This window comes from Streptococcus sanguinis (genome assembly GCF_020729725.1).
Lineage (GTDB): Bacteria > Bacillota > Bacilli > Lactobacillales > Streptococcaceae > Streptococcus > Streptococcus sanguinis_V.
The window spans coordinates 281,525-300,863 of record NZ_JAJEPA010000012.1 but is presented as its reverse complement, the minus strand read 5'-3'; the positions used below and the strand labels follow the sequence as shown (position 1 = coordinate 300,863).

The 19,339-nt window shown below is 45.4% G+C and carries 16 protein-coding genes; 4 read left to right on the top strand and 12 right to left on the bottom strand.

The features are described from left to right. Positions 1-55 precede the first annotated feature (55 nt). The 8 genes from K4I03_RS06795 to uvrA all read right to left on the bottom strand — a co-directional run bounded on the left by K4I03_RS06795 (position 56) and on the right by uvrA (position 11,698). Positions 56-3,763, bottom strand: a complete 3,708-nt coding sequence (locus tag K4I03_RS06795) for a pullulanase (protein WP_227964161.1) — start codon at positions 3,761-3,763, stop codon at positions 56-58. A 219-nt stretch (positions 3,764-3,982) separates the two neighbouring features. Next, positions 3,983-4,414, bottom strand: coding sequence for a transcription antitermination factor NusB (gene nusB / locus K4I03_RS06790; RefSeq protein WP_004188227.1), 432 nt, complete (start codon positions 4,412-4,414; stop codon positions 3,983-3,985). Continuing rightward, complete coding sequence (locus tag K4I03_RS06785) at positions 4,407-4,796, bottom strand: Asp23/Gls24 family envelope stress response protein (protein ID WP_002896484.1); 390 nt, start codon at positions 4,794-4,796, stop codon at positions 4,407-4,409. The genes nusB and K4I03_RS06785 overlap by 8 nt, the downstream gene beginning before the upstream one ends. 19 nt (positions 4,797-4,815) lie before the next feature. Beyond that, positions 4,816-5,376, bottom strand: coding sequence for an elongation factor P (efp, locus tag K4I03_RS06780; protein ID WP_002896485.1), 561 nt, complete (start codon positions 5,374-5,376; stop codon positions 4,816-4,818). Between the two features lie 139 nt (positions 5,377-5,515). Next, the gene (locus K4I03_RS06775) at positions 5,516-6,619 is read right to left on the bottom strand and encodes an SPFH domain-containing protein (protein WP_227964159.1); all 1,104 of its coding nucleotides are present in this window, start codon (positions 6,617-6,619) and stop codon (positions 5,516-5,518) included. Positions 6,620-6,627: 8 nt separating this feature from the next. Then, positions 6,628-7,599, bottom strand: a complete 972-nt coding sequence (locus K4I03_RS06770) for a TIM44-like domain-containing protein (protein WP_408643074.1) — start codon at positions 7,597-7,599, stop codon at positions 6,628-6,630. 54 nt (positions 7,600-7,653) lie between these two features. Next, complete coding sequence (locus K4I03_RS06760) at positions 7,654-8,715, bottom strand: M24 family metallopeptidase (protein ID WP_227964155.1); 1,062 nt, start codon at positions 8,713-8,715, stop codon at positions 7,654-7,656. Between the two features lie 151 nt (positions 8,716-8,866). Further along, positions 8,867-11,698 carry an excinuclease ABC subunit UvrA gene (gene uvrA, locus K4I03_RS06755; RefSeq protein WP_227964153.1) on the bottom strand — a complete coding sequence of 944 codons (2,832 nt, stop codon included), beginning with the start codon at positions 11,696-11,698 and terminating at the stop codon, positions 8,867-8,869. Between the two features lie 128 nt (positions 11,699-11,826). Here uvrA and K4I03_RS06750 point away from each other — a divergent pair, with 128 nt between their 5' ends. Both K4I03_RS06750 and K4I03_RS06745 read left to right on the top strand, forming a co-directional pair. Continuing rightward, positions 11,827-12,771: a magnesium transporter CorA family protein gene (locus tag K4I03_RS06750; RefSeq protein WP_002896489.1), complete on the top strand. Its 945-nt coding sequence runs from the start codon at positions 11,827-11,829 to the stop codon at positions 12,769-12,771. 18 nt (positions 12,772-12,789) lie between these two features. Then, positions 12,790-13,461 carry a DUF1129 domain-containing protein gene (locus K4I03_RS06745; protein WP_002929297.1) on the top strand — a complete coding sequence of 224 codons (672 nt, stop codon included), beginning with the start codon at positions 12,790-12,792 and terminating at the stop codon, positions 13,459-13,461. Between the two features lie 109 nt (positions 13,462-13,570). Here K4I03_RS06745 and rpsR read toward each other — a convergent pair whose 3' ends face one another. The 4 genes from rpsR to hutI form a co-directional block, all read right to left on the bottom strand. After that, positions 13,571-13,810 (bottom strand): 30S ribosomal protein S18, encoded by a 240-nt coding sequence (rpsR, locus tag K4I03_RS06740; protein ID WP_000068664.1) that lies wholly within the window; start codon positions 13,808-13,810, stop codon positions 13,571-13,573. A gap of 36 nt (positions 13,811-13,846) precedes the next feature. Next, positions 13,847-14,341: a single-stranded DNA-binding protein gene (locus K4I03_RS06735; RefSeq protein ID WP_002896496.1), complete on the bottom strand. Its 495-nt coding sequence runs from the start codon at positions 14,339-14,341 to the stop codon at positions 13,847-13,849. 11 nt (positions 14,342-14,352) lie between these two features. Next, positions 14,353-14,643, bottom strand: a complete 291-nt coding sequence (rpsF, locus tag K4I03_RS06730) for a 30S ribosomal protein S6 (protein ID WP_002896497.1) — start codon at positions 14,641-14,643, stop codon at positions 14,353-14,355. Positions 14,644-14,821: 178 nt separating this feature from the next. Next, positions 14,822-16,087: an imidazolonepropionase gene (gene hutI / locus K4I03_RS06725; RefSeq protein WP_125382022.1), complete on the bottom strand. Its 1,266-nt coding sequence runs from the start codon at positions 16,085-16,087 to the stop codon at positions 14,822-14,824. A gap of 199 nt (positions 16,088-16,286) precedes the next feature. Between hutI and K4I03_RS06720 the strand changes: the two genes are divergently transcribed. Together K4I03_RS06720 and ftcD are read left to right on the top strand one after the other, a co-directional pair. Beyond that, the gene (locus K4I03_RS06720; protein ID WP_227964151.1) at positions 16,287-18,317 is read left to right on the top strand and encodes a urocanate hydratase; all 2,031 of its coding nucleotides are present in this window, start codon (positions 16,287-16,289) and stop codon (positions 18,315-18,317) included. Positions 18,318-18,431: 114 nt separating this feature from the next. After that, positions 18,432-19,331 carry a glutamate formimidoyltransferase gene (ftcD, locus tag K4I03_RS06715; protein ID WP_227964149.1) on the top strand — a complete coding sequence of 300 codons (900 nt, stop codon included), beginning with the start codon at positions 18,432-18,434 and terminating at the stop codon, positions 19,329-19,331. The last annotated feature ends 8 nt before the right edge of the window (positions 19,332-19,339 follow it).

The window sequence follows — 19,339 nt, the reverse complement described above, 5'->3', positions numbered from 1 at the left end:
AGTCGTCTTTATTAGCCATAGTCTAAAAATTTCTCACAGGGCATTAATCAAATTATTACTGTTTCTTTCTGAAGGTTAACAGACCTGCTAGAAAAGCAAGGAAGCCACCTAAAAGTGCCAGTAGGGAAGTGTTTGTTCCGGTTTTTGGCAAGGCTTTTTCTGCTTGGCTAGCCGCTTCTTTTACTTCTGAAGCCTGAGTTTTTTGCACATCCAAGGATAAAGCTTGAGGCTGAGCGTTGGCTACAGAAGCGGCAGACAGCTGCTCTTCTTGAGCTACTGGAGCTTGAGATTTTTCTTCCTGAGCTAGGTTCGCTTTTCGAAGTCGCAAAATTGTCGCTGTCAGCGGAGCTAGGGCTAAACCATTGCTATTTCTGGAGACACCTGCTGGATCAGAAATGGCTGTCACTCCTGCGGTATTGCCATCTGCCACAACCTCTGCACCTGCTAGATGCTTGTAGGCTTCACCAAAGTTGAATTGTCGTTCCTTGGTGTCTGCATTGACAAAGACCGCATAAATATCGCCATTTGACGCAACTACTTGGTAACCGAGCACAAGGTCTTCTTTCTCAACACCATCCTTGCCAGGCTGGGTAATGAGGGTCACATTTTGCTCCACTTCATCTTTGGAGCTGCGGGTAAAGGCATCCGTTGATTTCCGCAAGGCAATCAAGCCTTTCATATAGGCACGACTCTTGGCATTTTCAGGGAACTTCTCTGAATCAGTCGCCTTGGTCCAGTCAAAGTGGTTGACCGCGTCGCTCGAATCATAAGAATCATGAATGAAGTACGGATAGTCAAACGGCGTGCCGTCCTCATTGGTCAACAAATGCGCTTTGTTTGGAACCTTGTCTTCGGAGACAGGATATTTATAGGCAGGATCACGGAATTGCTTGGTCCGGCCGTACTCTTGACCAGAGTGGATAAATGGTGTCCCTTGTGAAGTCAGAATCATCAGATTTCCCAAACGCAGGCGGCGATGAATCTCTTGATTATTGGCAGCTACTGCCGGATCTTTCTTGATCGACTGGGCAATGATATCAAAGAGTGTCAGATTATCATGAGCTGCGATGTATTGGATCACATCCCCTGGGCTATCCGCCTCAAAATTGGTTGGCTGCGCCTTGATGTTTTTGAAGACATTTTCCACACTGCGTTTGCCACCGGTGATAAAGGCTGGTGTTCCCTCATTTGGATAACCTGATTTCAAGGTGTTGCGAATATCATCTGAGAAGACCGCTACCGTGTCTGTTGACTTCATCCAAGATTGGTCAGCCGGCTGGACAGCTTTATTTTCATCACCTGCATAAGTCTTCCAGCCCTCACCCAGCATAATGAGATTTGGATTCAGCTTCTTGGCTTCTTCAAAAGCTTTTTGGATGGACTCAGCATCATGGTCCCCCATCATATCAAAGCGGAAACCATCTACCTTGTACTGCTCTGTCAGGTACTTGATCGAATCCACCAAGACCCGTCTGCTCATATAGTGAGTAGTACCCAAGCGGCCGCCGCCAAAGCTGGATCTCGGTGTACCATCCGCATCCATAAAGTGGTAGTAATTGGGCTCCAAATCCTCAAAGATAGAGGTTTTAGCCGTATGATTATAGACCACATCCATGATAACGCCCATGCCGCGCTTATGAATTTCATTGACAAGGTTTTTGAATTCCTCAATGCGCTTGGCTGGATCTGTCGGCGCACTGGAGTACATACCTGTCAGCGAGAAGTAGTTTTGCGGGTCATAGCCCCAGTTATAGTTGCTGTTGCTAGAAGCGTACTTGTCCATGCGCTCAGCATTTTTCAGCTCATTTACAAAGTAATAACTTAGAACTGGCAAGAGCTGAACGTGGGTCACTCCCAAATCTTTCAAATAATCCAATTTCTCAATGAAAGCTGAGAAAGTTCCAAATTGAGATTTCAAATCCTTTGAAATAGCTGGATCAGAGGTAAAGTCACGAACGTGCGCCTCATAAATCAAGGCATCTTCCCGCTTCTTGAAGTTCGGAATAGTAGCATAGGTCAGGTCTTTCGGTCCATATTCACTTGGATCTACAAAGGCTGCCTTGGCAATCTTGTAGGCATCCCCCTTGTCCGCATCTTCACTGTTCCAAGCTGCTAAAGACTTGGCATAAGGATCCAGCACCAGAACTTTTTTGCCGCCACGGCTAATTTCATAATGATAGAAATATCCACGATAGTCAGAAATCCCCAGACCGCTCTCAGGCGTCAAGCTGCTGGTCCATGTGCCAGACTCCCCTTTCTGCATAGCCAGGCGTCCAATGACCTTGTTCTGATCTTCTTTGTCATAGACTACCAAATCGACTTGGTCAGCACTTGGTGACCAGAAAGTTAGGTCCACTTGTTTGCCCGCTTGAGAAACACGCGCTCCCAAATCACCATCATACTTATAGATACTATCCTTCAGCTGCCAGTTCATGCTGGTTTTGAATTGATCATTGCCATATTTGATAAGGTAAGGTGACTGGGCTTGGTTAAAATCACCGATGAATTTGGCACTTTTGGTCTTAGGATCCAGAACCACATCTTTAACAACGACTTCATGGCCATCTTTGTCTGTAATCTTTAAATTCTTTAAAATATCTTCTTTTTTAGCACTCTCTAGTGTAGAAAAGCTGGCCTCGATCTCGGTCAAGCCAATATGCTGGGCTCCTATCATACGAATATCGTTGACAAAGTAAGGGTTGGTATAAACTGTCGGATCCGCATCACGCAAGAAAATCTGGCTATTTTTCTCCAAATTAGCGAAATTATAATCCTGATTTTGAATCTTCACATCATCTCCTGATTTGCTTTCGTCTAGAAGCAAAAAGCCAATCATCTTAGCAGCATCTTTCAAAGGGACATCTACATAGCGACCATATTTCCCAGTCTTCTCAAAGTCCACTCCGTCAGGCCAATTCTTGCTTGGGTTTTGGACATCTCCCCAGAGCCAGAGCGACTTCTTATCATACTGGCCATCTGTACGATAGTAGTTGATCCGTACCATCCCTTTTTTCAAAGGCTCATAAGTATGAGGTTGATAGTCCGTATCAAACCAAACCTCATTCATCTGAGGACTGAGTAGCTCGACCGTCTTGTCACCTGTAATATTTTGCCCTGCTGTATTATTGATTAGAAGGCTGATTTTGCTTCTTTTCTCAGCCATTTTAACATCAAGGTAATAACCATAGTCATCTTCTTTAGCAGTTGCAAAGCTAGTCGCTCCGGTTGGCCAAGCTCCCTTTTGACTAGAAGGCGTCTCAACATCGTCCCAAGTCCACAAGCCCAAGCTGTCTAGATTTTGTGACGGCAAGGTTTTGAAATGAAAGCGAATATTGCCTTCTTCGATAGCGTCTTTCGCCGAAGCTTGCGGCTGACTAACTGGTTCTTGCTTGTCTTTTTCAGTGGAAGCAGCGGTTTCCTTTGCATCTTGCCCAGCTGCTTCCGAACCTGCACTAGCTGGAGCTTGATCTGCTAGCACACCAGTTGGAGCAGCCTGCTCTGAAGCCCCCGCTCCTGAACTATCTGCCTCTCCAGTTTTTTCTTCACCTGCTGACTTAGGTTGAGCTGCCGTATTTGCATCAGAGACTGTTTCTGTTGCAGGGCTGGTAGCTGTGCTCGCCTCATCCGCTTGGACTAGCTGAGCATTCCCCAGTAAGAATCCTGAGGCAATGACAACAGAGGCTACTCCTACTTTTAAGCGACGGATGCCGAAATAATGACGCTTTTCCCCCATCCGAGACTGTAGGTGATAGTTATTTTTCATAAACAGAAAACTCCTTTATTTTTTCTTATAGAGAACATCTATGCAAACGTTTTCTGTATTTATTATACCGATTCTTTTTTAAGTTGTAAAGGCTTTCAACATGAGTTTTTCTTACTCAGATACCTCATGCTCTCTGAGCAGATTTTGATGAATTATTTCTGATTTAATCTCTGATTTCTAGTAAACAAAAAGGTCAAGACACTTGTCTCGACCTTCATTTTATTCAACGATAAATTGACTCAAAATCCCATTGATGAACTTACTGGACTTTTCGTCAGAGAATTGCTTGGAAAGCTCAATGGCTTCGTTGACTGCTACCAACTGTGGCGTGTCAAACTCTGTAATCTCAAAGATACCCAGACGCAGGATATTTTTTTCGACCAGCGTCAAACGATCCACAGTCCAGCCCTTTTTGAGGTGCTGGGCAATTTTCTTATCCAAGTCGTCCTTGGACTGGACCACACCGGAGACCAGATTGAGCAAGAAGGCTGGAATATCAGCTTCCGTTGCTTTGTCAGCCCCTTCATCCTTATCATAAGAATAGGCAAAGCGACAAGCTTCTACAAGATCCCCTTCATACTCTAGGCTCATCAGGGCCTGAAAAGCCCGCTGGCGCAGACCTCTTCTGGATTCCAACAATATATCAGTCATTGAGGAAGTCCTCATCAAATAGATCTTTCAAGTCTGGCTTTGGTGCCTTTTCTGGAACAATGCCTGCCACATGGATATTGACCGCAGACAGCTCTACCTCAGCCATATCAAAAACAGCGCTTTTTACAGCTTTCTGGATCGCTACTGCAACAGTCGGAACACTGACACCGTATTCTAAATACAGGTAGATATCTACAGTCACATCACCTGTCTCATCGGTATGGAGCGATACTCCGCGACCGAGTGAGCGCATAGAAAGACTGTCTGACATACTCTTATTTGCGAAGGAATAAACACCTTCTACCTTTGCCGTTGCAATGGCAATGATTTTTTCCAAAACACGTGGCGCAATGACGATTTCACCTAATTGTTCAGCTGCCATAGTTATTACCTCTTCTATATTATGCGCGAGAAACGTAAGTTCCTTCTGCAGTGTTGATGATTAATTTTTGTCCAACTTCGATGAAGTCTGGTACGTTGACAACAAGACCTGTCTCAAGGGTAGCTGGCTTACCAGATCCGGTAACAGTAGCTCCCTTGATAGACGGCTGAGTATCTGTCACGACCAATTCAACTGTTGTTGGTACAGTCACACCAATCACTTCTGTTCCGTAGAACTGGATTTTCACATCAGAGTTTTCAAGGATGAATTTCAATTCTTCTTCTACATTGACTACTGGAATTTCATATTGATCATAAGTCTCAGTATTCATGAAATAAGCAGTGTCATCCATTTGGTACAAGTATTGAGCTGGAACAGTTTCAATAATGGCTTGTTCAAATTTTTCTTCTGGGCGGTAGCTTGTGTCAAATGTAGAACCAGTACGAACGTCACGCAATTTCATACGCATAATCGTATTTCCCTTACCTGGCTTGTGGTGGCTCGCTTCCAAAACGCGGATGAGTTTTCCATCAGCTGTTTCAAAGGTCATTCCAGCTTTCAGCTTACTTGCTTCAATCATTCTATATTACCTCTTTTTAAAATTATATTTCTACTTATTCTATCATAAAGCCTGATAATTCTCAAATAACAATCAACTCCAATTGGTTGCAGCTACTAAATTTTCAGGCTTGATCTTCATACCAAACCGTACACTTACCTCAGTCTACTGGAACGATATTTCCATCTTCATCTTTCTTGACATGGACATATTTCCCATCCACCTCAATATAAAATGTTTTTGCTTTACCTTGAGAAGAAGATGCTTGTTGCTGAAGTTCTCCGCCTAGAGCTTGTCCAACATTCATGCCCATCAAAAGATTCATACCGTTTCCGCCCTCGTTTTTAGCAGCAGCAACCAAAGCTTCATTACGCGCCCGGCGTTCTTCAATCTCAATCGTATTGTATTTCATAGCCGCTAACTCACTATCAAGCTTGCGAACAGTCGCCATGCTATCTTCATCATAGCTTAAGTCTTCAAGGAGAACATTGGTTACTTCCAAGCCATATAAGCTCATCCAAGTTTGATTAACCTCTTGTTTTGCTACTTCATTAAAGACTTCTTGATTAGCATTAAGGCTATAGATATCCACTTGGTTCTCAGCAGTGTACTTTGCAATTGCTACCGCAATCTTTGGCGGTAGGTTTTGTCGCAAAGTCCCTTGTGCTACATTTTGCAAGGTAAATGGCTGTTCCACTGTAATCTGACGACTTACAGAACTAATATAAAAGAGGATCGGGTCCGCAATTTTCAAGTCATACAGACCATAAAAACGAATACTTAACAGCTGTTGATAGCGTTCGCTAAAGTACTCAACTGGATTTTGTGTACCAAATTTGTTCCCTGTAAAAGGCTGAGTTCTGAAATAAATGATTTCTTGCTGGGTTACAACTTGACCACCAAAGGAGAAGCGATGTTTAAAGTTCTCCCAAGTTCCCTTGATACCTTCTTTTTCTAATAACCAAGTGTTGTCTCCAGCCTGCCATTCATGACTTCCCGGTTCTAAAACTTCTCCCAAGAAGCTTCCATTGTTGACCAATAGAGCCACATATCCTTGTGGAACAATAACTAGCGAGCCATCCGTTAAAAGCCCTGTATTCTGATTGCCATGACGAGATTGACCATCTGGATCTTTGGTCAAAATTCTCCCTTTGATTGCTAGTGCCGTTTCCGGAACAGATTCAGGCAAGACCACTGCTTCTTTAAATTGACTATCACGAAAACTACTAATACCCCCAGAAAGGGCTGCTTTAATAAATCCCATAATTACTCCTATTTATAAAATTCAATTTCATCAACAACATCATAAGTATCCAGAACCCAATCTTGAGCGGTTCGAATCAAGGAAGCCTGACAATACTCGCACTTACTACCAGAATCAATCGTCAGTGGCGCCCCACAATTAGGACAATGATCGCTGGATACATCGTCTTTCGCAATTCCTTCAGTCTGAGCTCCATGCACACGAATGAAGTTCATTCGATAAACTGTAAACAATTCTTTGGTTGGATCACCTTCAATAATCCGACCTGTTTCATCATCTTTAATATAGTCTCTCATAGTAGATGACAGGATGACTTCTAATCTATCTTGACCTTTTGGATTTGGATAAAAGTCTTTAATTTTAGAATCTTCTACACACACCCGTTCCAAAACATTGGTCGTTTTGGCTCGAATATGTTCCTGTAACTGAGTTCGGTGTTGTTCATATAAACTCGGACTTTCTAAATTACGAACAGAAGCCCAATCTTTTTCTGTCCATGCAGACTGAAGTTGAAGATAGACAGTTTTCGCTTGAGACAAGAAACTTTCTTCATCAAAGTACGGATCCAATCTTTTCAGTTCTCTAATTGCTTCTTGATTATTCTGAATCTGTCTTCCTACTCTCTCTTCTGTGGTCATTTCCACGTCATTGCTTGAATAGGTATCACCACCCATTCCCTTCACAATCCTAAAAAATATACCGCCAACTGCAACAATAGCCACGACACCTAGAGCCCCAGAAGATCCTAATCCTGCCCCAGACTCTGAGCTCGAACTGTAACTACTCGTTCCTCCTGACCAACTACTTCTTCCTGATCGATTGCTTCCTCCTGACCAGCTACTTCTTCCTGACCGATTGCTTCCTCCAGATCTTCTGCTTCCGCCACTCTTAGAATTACCCACACCAGCATCAACTGTAGGAGCTAAAACCAATAGTAAAGCAAGAAGACTTGCAACAAACGCTAAAGTACTTTTTTTCATGATCCTCTTTTCATCCTTATAAAAAATAATAGGGGTAAGAATACAATATTCATTTTATATAACAATCAACTCTTTCGGCGCAAGAGTTAGGACTTCGCAGCCTGTTTCTGTGATGAGGAGATCGTCTTCGATGCGGACGCCGTATTTGCCATCCAGATAGATACCTGGCTCATCAGTCAGGACCATGCCCGCCTCAATCGGCTCTTCTGACTTGCCGAAGTAAGGTATCTCATGGATGTCCAGGCCGATACCGTGACCAATCCCATGGCTAAAGTAAGGACCGTAGCCAGCATCGTTAATAATCTGGCGCGGAATCCGGTCAAAATCAATCCGGCTGAGACCAGCCTTAACTACTTCTATCAGGGATTGATTGCTGCGCAGGACAATATCATAAATCTCCCGCTCCTCATCCGTCACCTGCCCCACATGAACAGTCCGCGTCATATCACTGACATAGTGATTGTAGTAGCAGCCAAAGTCCATGGTCAGGGTTTCACCTTTTTGAATGACCTTGTCACTAGCCACGCCATGTGGCATAGCAGAGCGGTAGCCCGAAGCGATGATAAAGTCAAAAGAAGCACCTGAAGCACCTAGCTGCCGCATACGGGCATCTAAAAAGTTCATAACAGCTAGCTCTGTCGTCTCACCAGGCTTGATAAAATCCAGCACATCTAGGAAGGCTTGATCCGAAATCTGACAGGCCTTGCGAATGGTCGCGATTTCTTGCTCATCTTTAATCATGCGCAGATTTTCAATAAAGGCTGTCATGGGAACCAGTTCGTAGGCCGAGAAGACACTTTCCAGCATTTTGAAGTAGGCATAGGAAATCTCGTCATCAAAACCGATTTTTTGCAGCTTGTCGTCCGCAATAATCTTGACAATCTCTCCAATCGCGTCGCGCGTTTCTACAATATCAAAACCTTGGACAACTCCCTTGGCAATCAGCGTATAGCGTGCATCCGTCAGGAAAATCCAACGATTCTTACTGATAAAAACTGTCGCTTCTGTCCCGCTGAAACCAGTCAGATAGTAAATATTTTTCAGATTGGTTACTAAAACAGCATCGCAGTCTGTCTGAGCCAACGCTGCTTCAAACTTTTCAACTCTTGATAACATGAGCCACCTCCGTGAAATAACTAAGCTTATTATATCAAAAAACAAGTCAAATAGGACATTTTTTAACAAGTCCTATCCAAGACTTAAATCTGACGAGCATTCTCCGACACGAAAAATCCCTATTTTTAATATCAAACAGGGATTTGATGAATCATTTTACATGTAGCTTGCTTTTCAAGTACTGGCCGGTATAGCTGGCTGGATTAGCAGCGACTTCTTCCGGTGTACCCGTCGCAATAATCGTACCGCCACCGACACCGCCTTCCGGTCCTAAGTCGATGATATGGTCAGCTGTCTTGATAACATCCAGATTGTGCTCGATAACGAGGACTGTATTGCCATCGTCCACAAAGCGAGATAGCACTTGAAGGAGCTTGGCAATGTCTTCAGAATGCAGACCCGTGGTCGGCTCATCCAAGATATAGAAGGATTTACCAGTCGAGCGCTTGTGAAGTTCGCTGGCCAGCTTCATCCGCTGGGCTTCACCACCTGACAAGGTCGTGGCTGGCTGCCCCAGAGTCACATAGCCCAGCCCTACGTCCTTGATAGTCTGGAGTTTCCGGGCAATCTTGGGAATATGCTGGAAGAACTCTACCGCATCATTGACCGTCATGTCCAGAACCTGAGCGATATTCTTCTCCTTGTAGTGAACCTCTAGAGTTTCGCTATTATAGCGGGTGCCGTGGCAGACCTCACAGGCCACATAGACGTCAGGCAGGAAGTGCATCTCAATCTTGATAATTCCATCACCCGAGCAAGCCTCACAGCGGCCTCCCTTGACATTAAAGCTGAAACGGCCCTTTTTATAGCCGCGAATCTTGGCTTCATTGGTCTTGGCAAACAGATCGCGAATATCGTCAAAGACTCCAGTATAAGTGGCCGGATTAGAGCGCGGTGTCCGACCAATCGGACTTTGGTCAATATCAATCAGTCTGTCCACATGCTCAATGCCGCTGATTTTCTTGAACTTACCTGGCTTAGCAGAGTTGCGGTTGAGTTTTTGGGCGATGGCCTTTTTGAGAATAGAGTTGACCAGCGTTGACTTACCGGATCCAGAAACTCCTGTCACAGCGATGAATTTGCCCAAGGGGAATCTGGCCGTGATATTCTGCAGATTATTTTCCTGAGCCCCTGTCACTTCAATAAAGCGGCCATTGCCTACACGGCGTTCCAATGGTACTGGAATCTCGCGCTTACCTGACAGGTATTGGCCAGTGATGGATTTTTTGCTCTTAGCCACTTGCGCAGGAGTGCCTGCTGCAACGATTTCACCGCCGAAAACACCAGCTCCTGGTCCCACATCAATCAGCCAGTCAGCCTCCCGCATGGTGTCCTCATCATGCTCAACCACAATGAGGGTATTGCCCAGGTCGCGCATCTTCTTGAGGCTGGCAATCAAGCGGTCATTGTCACGCTGGTGCAAGCCAATAGAGGGCTCGTCCAAGATATAGAGGACACCACTCAAGTTAGAACCGATCTGAGTCGCCAAGCGAATCCGCTGACTCTCACCTCCTGATAGAGTCCCAGCCGAGCGAGACAAAGTCAGGTAATTAAGGCCAACGTTATTAAGGAAGGTCAGTCTATCATGAATTTCTTTAAGAATAGGCTGCGCAATCGTAGCTTCATTGTCAGTCAAGCTAAGCTTATCCAACTGAAGCAAATAATCAGCAATCGACAAATCTGAAATCTCACCGATATGCAAGCCAGCTTCGCCGCCAACCTTGACAGACAAGGCCTGAGGGCTGAGTCGATAACCGTGACAAGCCGCACAAGTCAGCTCATTCATATAAGCCCGCATCTGCGTCCGAGTAAAATCACTATTGGTTTCATGGTAGCGGCGGTTGATATTGGTGACAACCCCCTCAAAAGGAATGTCAATATCGCGCACACCGCCAAATTCATTTTCATAATGAAAATGGAACTCTTGTCCATCTGAGCCAAAGAAAATCAGCTGCTTTTCTTCCTCCGTCAGCTCCTCAAATGGCTTGTCCATATCAATGCCAAAGGCAATCATCGCCTGCTCCAGCATCTGTGGATAGTAGTTGGAGGAGATGGGATTCCAAGGCGCTAGCGCCCCTTCGCGCAAGGTCTTGCCAGCTTCTGGCACAACCACATCTAGATCCACCTCCAGCTTAACCCCCAGACCATCACAGTCCGGACAGGAGCCAAAAGGCGCATTGAAAGAGAAGAGACGTGGCTCTAGCTCTGGCACTGTAAAGCCACAAACAGGGCAGGCATAGTGTTCAGAAAAAAGCAGCTCTTGACCGTCCATGGTATCAATCACCACATACCCCTCAGCAATCCGCAGAGCAGCTTCGACTGAGTCAAAGAGGCGGCTGCGCACCCCTTCCTTGATAACAATTCTGTCTACCACAACCTCAATATCATGCTGCTTGCTCTTAGAAAGCTCTGGCACTTCCGTCACATCGTAAATATCGCCATCCACGCGCACACGGACATAACCGTCCTTCTGAATCTTATCAAAAACGGTCTTATGCTGCCCCTTTTTCTTACGGATGACCGGCGCTAAAATCTGCAACCGCTGACGATCTGGCAATTCCAAGACCTTGTCAACAATCTGTTCAACAGATGAAGCCGTAATGGCTCCATGACCGTTGATACAGTATGGCGTCCCAACACGAGCATAGAGCAGGCGCAGGTAGTCATTGATTTCGGTAGCTGTTCCCACTGTTGAGCGGGGATTTTTACTGGTCGTCTTCTGGTCGATGGAAATAGCCGGGCTGAGACCATCGATCRAGTCCACATCCGGCTTTTCCATATTGCCCAAAAACTGCCGAGCATAGGCCGACAAACTCTCCACATAGCGGCGCTGCCCCTCGGCATAAAGGGTATCAAAAGCCAGACTGGACTTGCCCGAACCGGACAGCCCCGTCACCACGACCAGCTTGTCCCGCGGAATTTCTACATCAATATTTTTTAAATTATGAGCTCGCGCTCCATGAATCACAATTTTATCTTGCATCTTGACCTCGTTTCACTTATAAACCTTCTCCATTATAACAAATTTTTCTGCAAACTTTTGCCCCAAAAGCCCGAATTTGTAGTATAATAGTACGGTATGCAAAAAACACTCTGGAAAGGAAAAAGAGCATGAAGCAAGTCTTTTTATCTACTACGACAGAATTCAAAGAGATTGATGCGCTCGAATCAGGCACCTGGATCAATCTTGTCAATCCTTCCCAGAGCGAATCAATCGAAATTGCCAACGCCTTTGGCATTGACATCACTGACCTGCGAGCGCCACTCGATGCGGAAGAAATGTCTCGGGTTACTATAGAGGATGAGTACACGCTGATCATCGTTGACGTGCCCATCACAGAGGAGCGGAATAACCAGACTTATTATGTCACGATTCCCCTTGGTATTATCATCACGGAAGAGGCGATTATTACCACCTGTTTGGAAAAATTACCTCTGCTGGACATCTTCATTCACCGGCGCCTGCGCAACTTCTATACTTTTATGAAGTCACGTTTTATCTTTCAGATTCTCTACCACAATGCCGAGCTATATCTGACAGCCCTGCGCTCCATTGACCGTAAGAGTGAGCAAATTGAGAGCCAACTGCACAAGTCCACGCGAAACGAAGAACTGATTGAGCTCATGGAGTTGGAAAAGACCATCGTCTATTTCAAGGCCTCCCTTAAGACAAATGAGCGCGTGATTAAGAAGCTGACCAGCTCCACTAGCAATATCAAGAAATATCTGGAAGACGAGGACTTGCTGGAAGACACCTTGATTGAGACCCAGCAGGCTATTGAAATGGCTGATATCTACGGCAACATCCTCCACAGTATGACGGAGACCTTTGCCTCTATCATTTCTAATAACCAGAACAATATCATGAAAGCCTTGGCTCTGGTGACCATTGTCATGTCTATCCCGACCATGATTTTCTCAGCCTATGGGATGAACTTCAAAAATAACGAACTGCCTCTCAACGGTGAACCACATGCCTTCTGGATTATTATGTTCATCGCCTTTGCCATGAGTGCTTCGGTTATGGCTTATCTCATGCACAAAAAACTATTTTAACCATTAGAAAGAACGCCTATGTCACAAGTATCCCTCGACAAACTCAGCAAAAAAAACAAAGAATTTATCCATATCGCGACTAACCAGCTTTTACAAGACGGCAAATCCGACCAGGAAATCCAGACCATCTTAGAAGGCATTCTACCGGAAATCCTGGAAAATCAAACCAAGGGAATCACTGCCCGTGGCCTCTACGGAGCCCCGACTACTTGGGCAGCTTCTTTGACCGCAAAAGAGCGCTATGATGCCGAGCATCCAAAGGAAAATGACGATCCTAAATGGATGATGCTGGACTCTGTCCTCTTTATCTTTGGTTTCTTTACCCTCCTGACCTCTATCGTCAATCTGGCTTCCTCTCAGCCATCTGTCTATGGACTGACGACTCTCGTACTCGGAAGCATCGTCGGTGGCCTTTCTTTCTATGCTCTCTACCACTTTATCTACCGTTTCTACGGACCAGATAAGGACCGTAGCCAGCGCCCTAAACTGCTCAAGTCTATCCTTACCATGGCAGCGGCTATTCTCCTCTGGAGCATGTCCATCGTATTGACCAGTCTCCTGCCTGAATTCCTCAATCCCCGCCTGTCCAATGTCGTAGTTGCTATTGTCGGCGCTATTACCCTAGCCCTGCGTTTTTATCTCAAGAAACGCTTCAACATCAAGAGCGCGACTATGGGACCGACGAGATAAGAAATCTTTAAATCAAATAATACTTAAAAAGACAGTTCAAATCAAACTGTCTTTTTATTATACAATTCTTCTATTATCTAAAAAATCCCTGCCGAGGCAGGGAATCTAATTAGTCTTCATTTACGAAAGGCATCAAAGCCATTACGCGAGCGCGTTTGATAGCTGTTGTTACTTTACGTTGGTTTTTAGCTGAAGTTCCTGTTACACGACGAGGAAGGATTTTTCCACGTTCTGAAACGAAACGGCTAAGAAGCTCAGTATCTTTGTAATCAACATATTCAATTTTGTTCGCTGCGATGTAATCAACTTTTTTACGGCGTTTGAATCCGCCACGACGTTGTTGAGCCATGTGTTTTCTCCTTTATATTATAGTTAGATTCGGTCCTTAGAAAGGTAGATCGTCGTCTGAGATATCCATCGGGTTAGAATTGCCAAATGGGCTCTCATCACGAGAAAAGTTCGGTACTTGGTTAGACGAGTCTGCACTGCCATAACTTGGAGCAGAACTGCCGCCAAAGCTGTTTCCACCGTAACCGCCAGATGACTGACCTTCACGATTAGAGCGGCTTTCCAAGAGTTGGAAATTGTCCGCAACAACTTCTGTGACATAGACACGCTGGCCTTGCTGATTCTCGTAGTTACGCGTTTGAATACGACCTGTAATTCCGATCAGGGCTCCTTTTTTAGCCCAGTTTGCAAGATTCTCTGCCTGCTGACGCCAGATGACAACATTGATAAAGTCCGCTTCTCGCTCACCACTTTGATTTTTGAAGTTGCGATTGACAGCCAGAGTAAATGTTGCGACCGCTTGGTTCTGCGGAGTATAGCGAAGCTCGGCATCACGGGTCATGCGACCCACCAGTACAACGTTATTAATCATAGTCTACCTTCTTAAGCGTCAAGTTTGACAATCATGTGACGAAGAATGTCAGCGTTGATTTTTGAAAGACGGTCAAACTCTTTAAGAGCTGCATCGTCGTTTGCTTCAACGTTAACGATGTGGTAAAGTCCTTCACGGAAATCTTGGATTTCGTATGCAAGACGACGTTTTTCCCAGTCTTTTGATTCAACAACAGTTGCACCATTGTCAGTCAAGATAGAGTCAAAGCGTGCTACCAAAGCGTTTTTAGCTTCTTCTTCAATGTTTGGACGAATAATATAAAGAATTTCGTATTTAGCCATTGATTTTTCCTCCTTTTGGTCTAATGACCCCAAGACTTTGCAAGGGGTAAGTGAGGTTTGCTCACAAATAACTATTATAGCAGACTTGCGGCAGAATGGCAAGGGAAAGTTTTTATATAAAGAAAACTCTCCCTGTCATCAGAGAGAGTCCGAAAAATACGATTCTTTTTTAGAGAGGCTAGACAATTCTTCCTTGATCGACGACCAGTTTTCCAGCCTTATAGACCTGATGGGTCAGGTTAGTCGCAAAGAAGTAGAGTGGATAGTCAATGTTCTTAGCGTCTAGGATAGTAATGTCCGCCTGCTTGCCAGTATCAAAGCTGCCAATCTTATCTTGACGGTTAACTGAATAGGCCGCATTGATGGTTACAGCGTTAAGGACTTCCACTGGCGTCAGACGCATCATAAAGCAGCCCAGCTGCATGACGAACTGCAAATTAGCTGTCGGACAAGAACCTGGATTGCTGTCAGTAGTTAGAGTGATAGCCATGCCAGCTTCCAGCATCTTGCGGGCTGGTGCATAGGTATCTTCCATCAGACTGAAGGTAGTCGCTGGCAGGAGATTACCGATAACCTTGGCTTCCGCCATCTTGCGAATGCCCTCATCGGTCGCTACCATCAAGTGCTCTGCACTAGTTGCTCCCAGTTCAGCTGCTACATCTACTCCACCGATAGATTCGATTTCGTCAGCATGGATACGGAGCTTGAAGCCCATTTCCTTAGCTTTAGAAAGCAGGTAGCGTGACTCGTCAGCTGTAAAGACGCCTTTTTCACAGAAAATATCACAGAACTCAGCTAGATTTTCTGCCTTTACCCGAGGCAGCATTTCCTCGACGATGAGCTCCAGATATTCCTGAGAGCGTCCCTTGTATTCTGGTGGAACGGCGTGGGCAGCCATAAAGGTCGAAACCAAATCAATATCGTGGTCACGGTCCAGAGCCCCAACGACATCTAGCTGGCGCTTCTCTGTTTCCCAGTCCAAACCATAGCCACTCTTGGCCTCAACCGTTGTCACCCCATGCAGCAGCATATAGTCCAGCAGTCTCTTAGACTTATCGTAGAGAGTGTCAAAAGAAGCTTCTCGCGTCGCCCGGACTGTACTGAGAATACCGCCGCCTTGGGCAAGAATTTCCAGATAAGGGACACCGGCTAATTTCTTAGCAAATTCATGCTCCCGGCTGCCACCGTAGACTAAGTGAGTGTGGCAGTCAATCAAGCCAGGTGTGGCAATCTTGCCTTCATAAGACTGAATCTTAGTATCTGGTCCAACCAGACTGGCATCCGGCTCTCCGCTGCCGACTGCTAGGATTTTGCCGTCTTTGACTGCGATGTAGCCGTCCTCCAAGACCTGAGCTTCCTTCATCTCCTCACCAAAAAGTGGATGACCGAGATCCTTGGGACAGAAGACTTGATTAAAGTGAGTTAATAGTAAATCAGCAGTCATGCTTGTTCCTCCATTTCATTTTCCGATATATTTGCTTTTCATCATAATACACTATCGTCAAATTATAGTCAAAAGCTTGTAAAAGATAGGAGCCCCACTTTTTTTACTGTTTTTATCATTTTCTTGACTCTTTATGGACGGGAATCTTATAGAATGTAGGAGAAAGATATTTTACACTTGACTAAAAGGAGGATTTTTCATGTCATACTTTAGCGAAAATGAAATTGCAGCAGCAATGACCGTCAAATTAGACGATGTACTGCCTGAAAAAACAGTTTTCCAAGAAGGCATCCGCCGCGCACCTGATCGGGGTTTCCGCTTGACTCAAGCTCAAACCGAAATTGCGCTTAAAAATGCCCTTCGCTATATTCCAAAGAGATTCCATGAGGAAGTGATTCCGGAATTTCTGGAAGAACTGAAAACTCGCGGACGGATTTATGGCTACCGCTGGCGTCCAAAAGAACGCATCTATGGCAAACCAATTGACGAGTACAAAGGGAACTGTACCGCAGCCAAAGCTATGCAGGTCATGATTGACAACAACCTGAGCTTTGAAATCGCCCTTTATCCATATGAATTGGTTACCTATGGGGAAACTGGATCTGTCTGCGCTAACTGGATGCAGTACAACCTGATCAAGAAATACTTGGAAATCATGACCGACCATCAAACCTTGGTCGTGGAATCTGGCCACCCTCTCGGACTCTTCAAATCTAAACCAGAAGCTCCGCGCGTTATTATCACCAATGGCCTCTTGGTCGGTGAGTACGACAACATGAAGGACTGGGAAATTGCAGAAGAAATGGGTGTCACCAACTACGGTCAAATGACAGCCGGCGGCTGGATGTACATCGGCCCTCAAGGCATCGTCCATGGTACTTTCAACACCCTCCTCAATGCTGGACGTTTGAAGCTGGGTGTGGCTGACGACGGCGACCTGACTGGCAAACTCTTCATCTCTTCTGGTCTGGGTGGCATGAGTGGAGCTCAAGGGAAAGCGGCTGAAATTGCTAAAGCTGTGGCAATCGTAGCTGAAGTAGACCAATCTCGGATTGAAACTCGTCACTCCCAAGGCTGGATTAGCCAGTTAGCCGAAAGTCCAAAAGAAGCAATCGATTTGGCTCAGAAAGCTCTGGAAGCTGGCGAATCCACTTCTATCGCCTATCATGGTAACATCGTAGACCTCTTGGAATATGTCAACGAGCACAATATCCATGTAGATCTGCTTTCTGACCAAACTTCTTGCCACAATGTTTACGACGGCGGCTACTGTCCGGCTGGTATCAGCTTTGAAGAGCGGACACGCCTCCTGGCTGAAGACAAGGAAAGCTTTGCTAAGCTGGTTGACCAAACCTTGGAACGTCACTTCAAGGCGATCAAGACCCTGACTAGCAACGGTACCTACTTCTTTGACTACGGTAATGCCTTTATGAAGGCAGTCTATGACTCTGGCATCAAGGAAATTTCTAAGAATGGCTTTGATGACAAAGACGGCTTCATCTGGCCATCCTATGTAGAAGATATCATGGGCCCAATGCTCTTTGACTATGGTTATGGTCCTTTCCGTTGGGTATGTCTGAGCGGCAAACACGAAGACCTAGTCGCTACTGACCACGCAGCTATGGAAGTGATCGACCCTAACCGCCGCTACCAAGACCGCGACAACTACAACTGGATCCGCGATGCAGAAAAGAACCAGTTGGTTGTTGGAACTCAGGCTCGGATTCTCTACCAAGACTGTATGGGACGCGTCAATATCGCCCTCAAGTTCAATGAATTAGTCCGCGAAGGCAAGGTTGGTCCTGTCATGATTGGCCGTGACCACCACGACGTATCTGGTACTGACTCTCCATTCCGTGAAACTTCTAATATCAAGGACGGTTCTAATGTTACCTGCGACATGGCTGTGCAATGTTACGCTGGTAATGCCGCTCGTGGCATGAGTCTGGTAGCTCTCCACAACGGTGGCGGAACTGGTATCGGTAAAGCAATCAACGGTGGCTTTGGCTTGGTACTGGACGGTAGCGAACGCATTGATGAAATCATCAAATCTGCTATCGCTTGGGATACAATCGGCGGAGTCGCTCGTCGTAACTGGGCTCGCAATGAGCATGCTATTGAGACAGCTATCGAGTACAACCGCCTCCACCAAGGCACAGACCACATCACTATTCCGTACTTAACTGACGAAGATTTGGTCAAAGAATCTGTTAAGAAATTGTTCGAATAGAAAAAACTTGTCCCCCAACTTCCGACCTGAGCTGGGTGTCAACCTGGCTCAGCTGGAAGTTCCACTTTATTCACTTTGTAATTTTTAATAATATATAACACGAGGTAATATCTTATGGCAAAAATTGTTGAATGTATTCCTAACTTTTCTGAAGGCCGCAACCAAGCGGTCATTGACGGTCTAGTGGAAGTAGCTAAGAGCGTGCCAGGCGTAACACTTTTGGACCACTCTTCTGATGCCAGCCACAACCGCAGCGTCTTTACCTTGGTCGGTGATGATCAAAACATTCAGGAAGTTGCCTTCCGTTTGGTTAAATACGCTTCTGAAAACATTGACTTGACCAAGCACCAGGGTGAACACCCTCGTATGGGTGCAACTGATGTCCTGCCTTTTGTACCAATCAAAGACATCACAAGTGAGGAATGCGTAGAAATTGCGAAGACCGTATCTGAGCGAATTAACCATGAGCTCGGTATCCCTATCTTCCTCTATGAAGATGCAGCGACTCGTCCAGAGCGTAAGAACTTGGCTAAGGTTCGTAAGGGACAATTTGAAGGCATGCCTGAAAAACTCTTGGAACCTGACTGGGCTCCAGACTATGGTGAAAGAAAGATTCACCCAACTGCTGGTGTCACTGCTGTCGGTGCTAGAATGCCACTCATCGCCTACAACATCAACTTGGATACAGACAATCTAGAAATTGCCAACAATATTGCCAAAGTCATCCGTGGATCAAGCGGTGGTTACAAGTACTGTAAAGCTATCGGCGTTATGCTGGAAGACCGCAACATTGCTCAGGTTTCGATCAACATGGTCAATCTGGAAAAATTCCCACTCTATCGCGTCTTTGAAACAGTTCGCTTTGAAGCTAAGCGCTACGGAGTTGGAATCCTCGGCTCAGAAGTCATCGGTTTAGCTCCAGCCAAGGCTTTGATTGACGCAGCAGAATACTATCTGCAAATCGAAGACTTTGACTATGGCAAGCAAGTTCTGGAAAACCATTTGCTAGGCTAGGAGGACTG

What these genes read in the sequence shown, in the direction of transcription:
- K4I03_RS06795 (WP_227964161.1), bottom strand. Translation starts at nt 3,763, where the DNA reads ATGAAAAATAACTATCACCTACAGTCTCGGATGGGGGAAAAGCGTCAT.
- nusB (WP_004188227.1), bottom strand. Translation starts at nt 4,414, where the DNA reads ATGACTGATATATTGTTGGAATCCAGAAGAGGTCTGCGCCAGCGGGCT.
- K4I03_RS06785 (WP_002896484.1), bottom strand. Translation starts at nt 4,796, where the DNA reads ATGGCAGCTGAACAATTAGGTGAAATCGTCATTGCGCCACGTGTTTTG.
- efp (WP_002896485.1), bottom strand. Translation starts at nt 5,376, where the DNA reads ATGATTGAAGCAAGTAAGCTGAAAGCTGGAATGACCTTTGAAACAGCT.
- K4I03_RS06775 (WP_227964159.1), bottom strand. Translation starts at nt 6,619, where the DNA reads ATGGGATTTATTAAAGCAGCCCTTTCTGGGGGTATTAGTAGTTTTCGT.
- K4I03_RS06770 (WP_408643074.1), bottom strand. Translation starts at nt 7,599, where the DNA reads ATGAAAAAAAGTACTTTAGCGTTTGTTGCAAGTCTTCTTGCTTTACTA.
- K4I03_RS06760 (WP_227964155.1), bottom strand. Translation starts at nt 8,715, where the DNA reads ATGTTATCAAGAGTTGAAAAGTTTGAAGCAGCGTTGGCTCAGACAGAC.
- K4I03_RS06750 (WP_002896489.1), top strand. Translation starts at nt 11,827, where the DNA reads ATGAAGCAAGTCTTTTTATCTACTACGACAGAATTCAAAGAGATTGAT.
- K4I03_RS06745 (WP_002929297.1), top strand. Translation starts at nt 12,790, where the DNA reads ATGTCACAAGTATCCCTCGACAAACTCAGCAAAAAAAACAAAGAATTT.
- rpsR (WP_000068664.1), bottom strand. Translation starts at nt 13,810, where the DNA reads ATGGCTCAACAACGTCGTGGCGGATTCAAACGCCGTAAAAAAGTTGAT.
- K4I03_RS06735 (WP_002896496.1), bottom strand. Translation starts at nt 14,341, where the DNA reads ATGATTAATAACGTTGTACTGGTGGGTCGCATGACCCGTGATGCCGAG.
- rpsF (WP_002896497.1), bottom strand. Translation starts at nt 14,643, where the DNA reads ATGGCTAAATACGAAATTCTTTATATTATTCGTCCAAACATTGAAGAA.
- hutI (WP_125382022.1), bottom strand. Translation starts at nt 16,087, where the DNA reads ATGACTGCTGATTTACTATTAACTCACTTTAATCAAGTCTTCTGTCCC.
- K4I03_RS06720 (WP_227964151.1), top strand. Translation starts at nt 16,287, where the DNA reads ATGTCATACTTTAGCGAAAATGAAATTGCAGCAGCAATGACCGTCAAA.
- ftcD (WP_227964149.1), top strand. Translation starts at nt 18,432, where the DNA reads ATGGCAAAAATTGTTGAATGTATTCCTAACTTTTCTGAAGGCCGCAAC.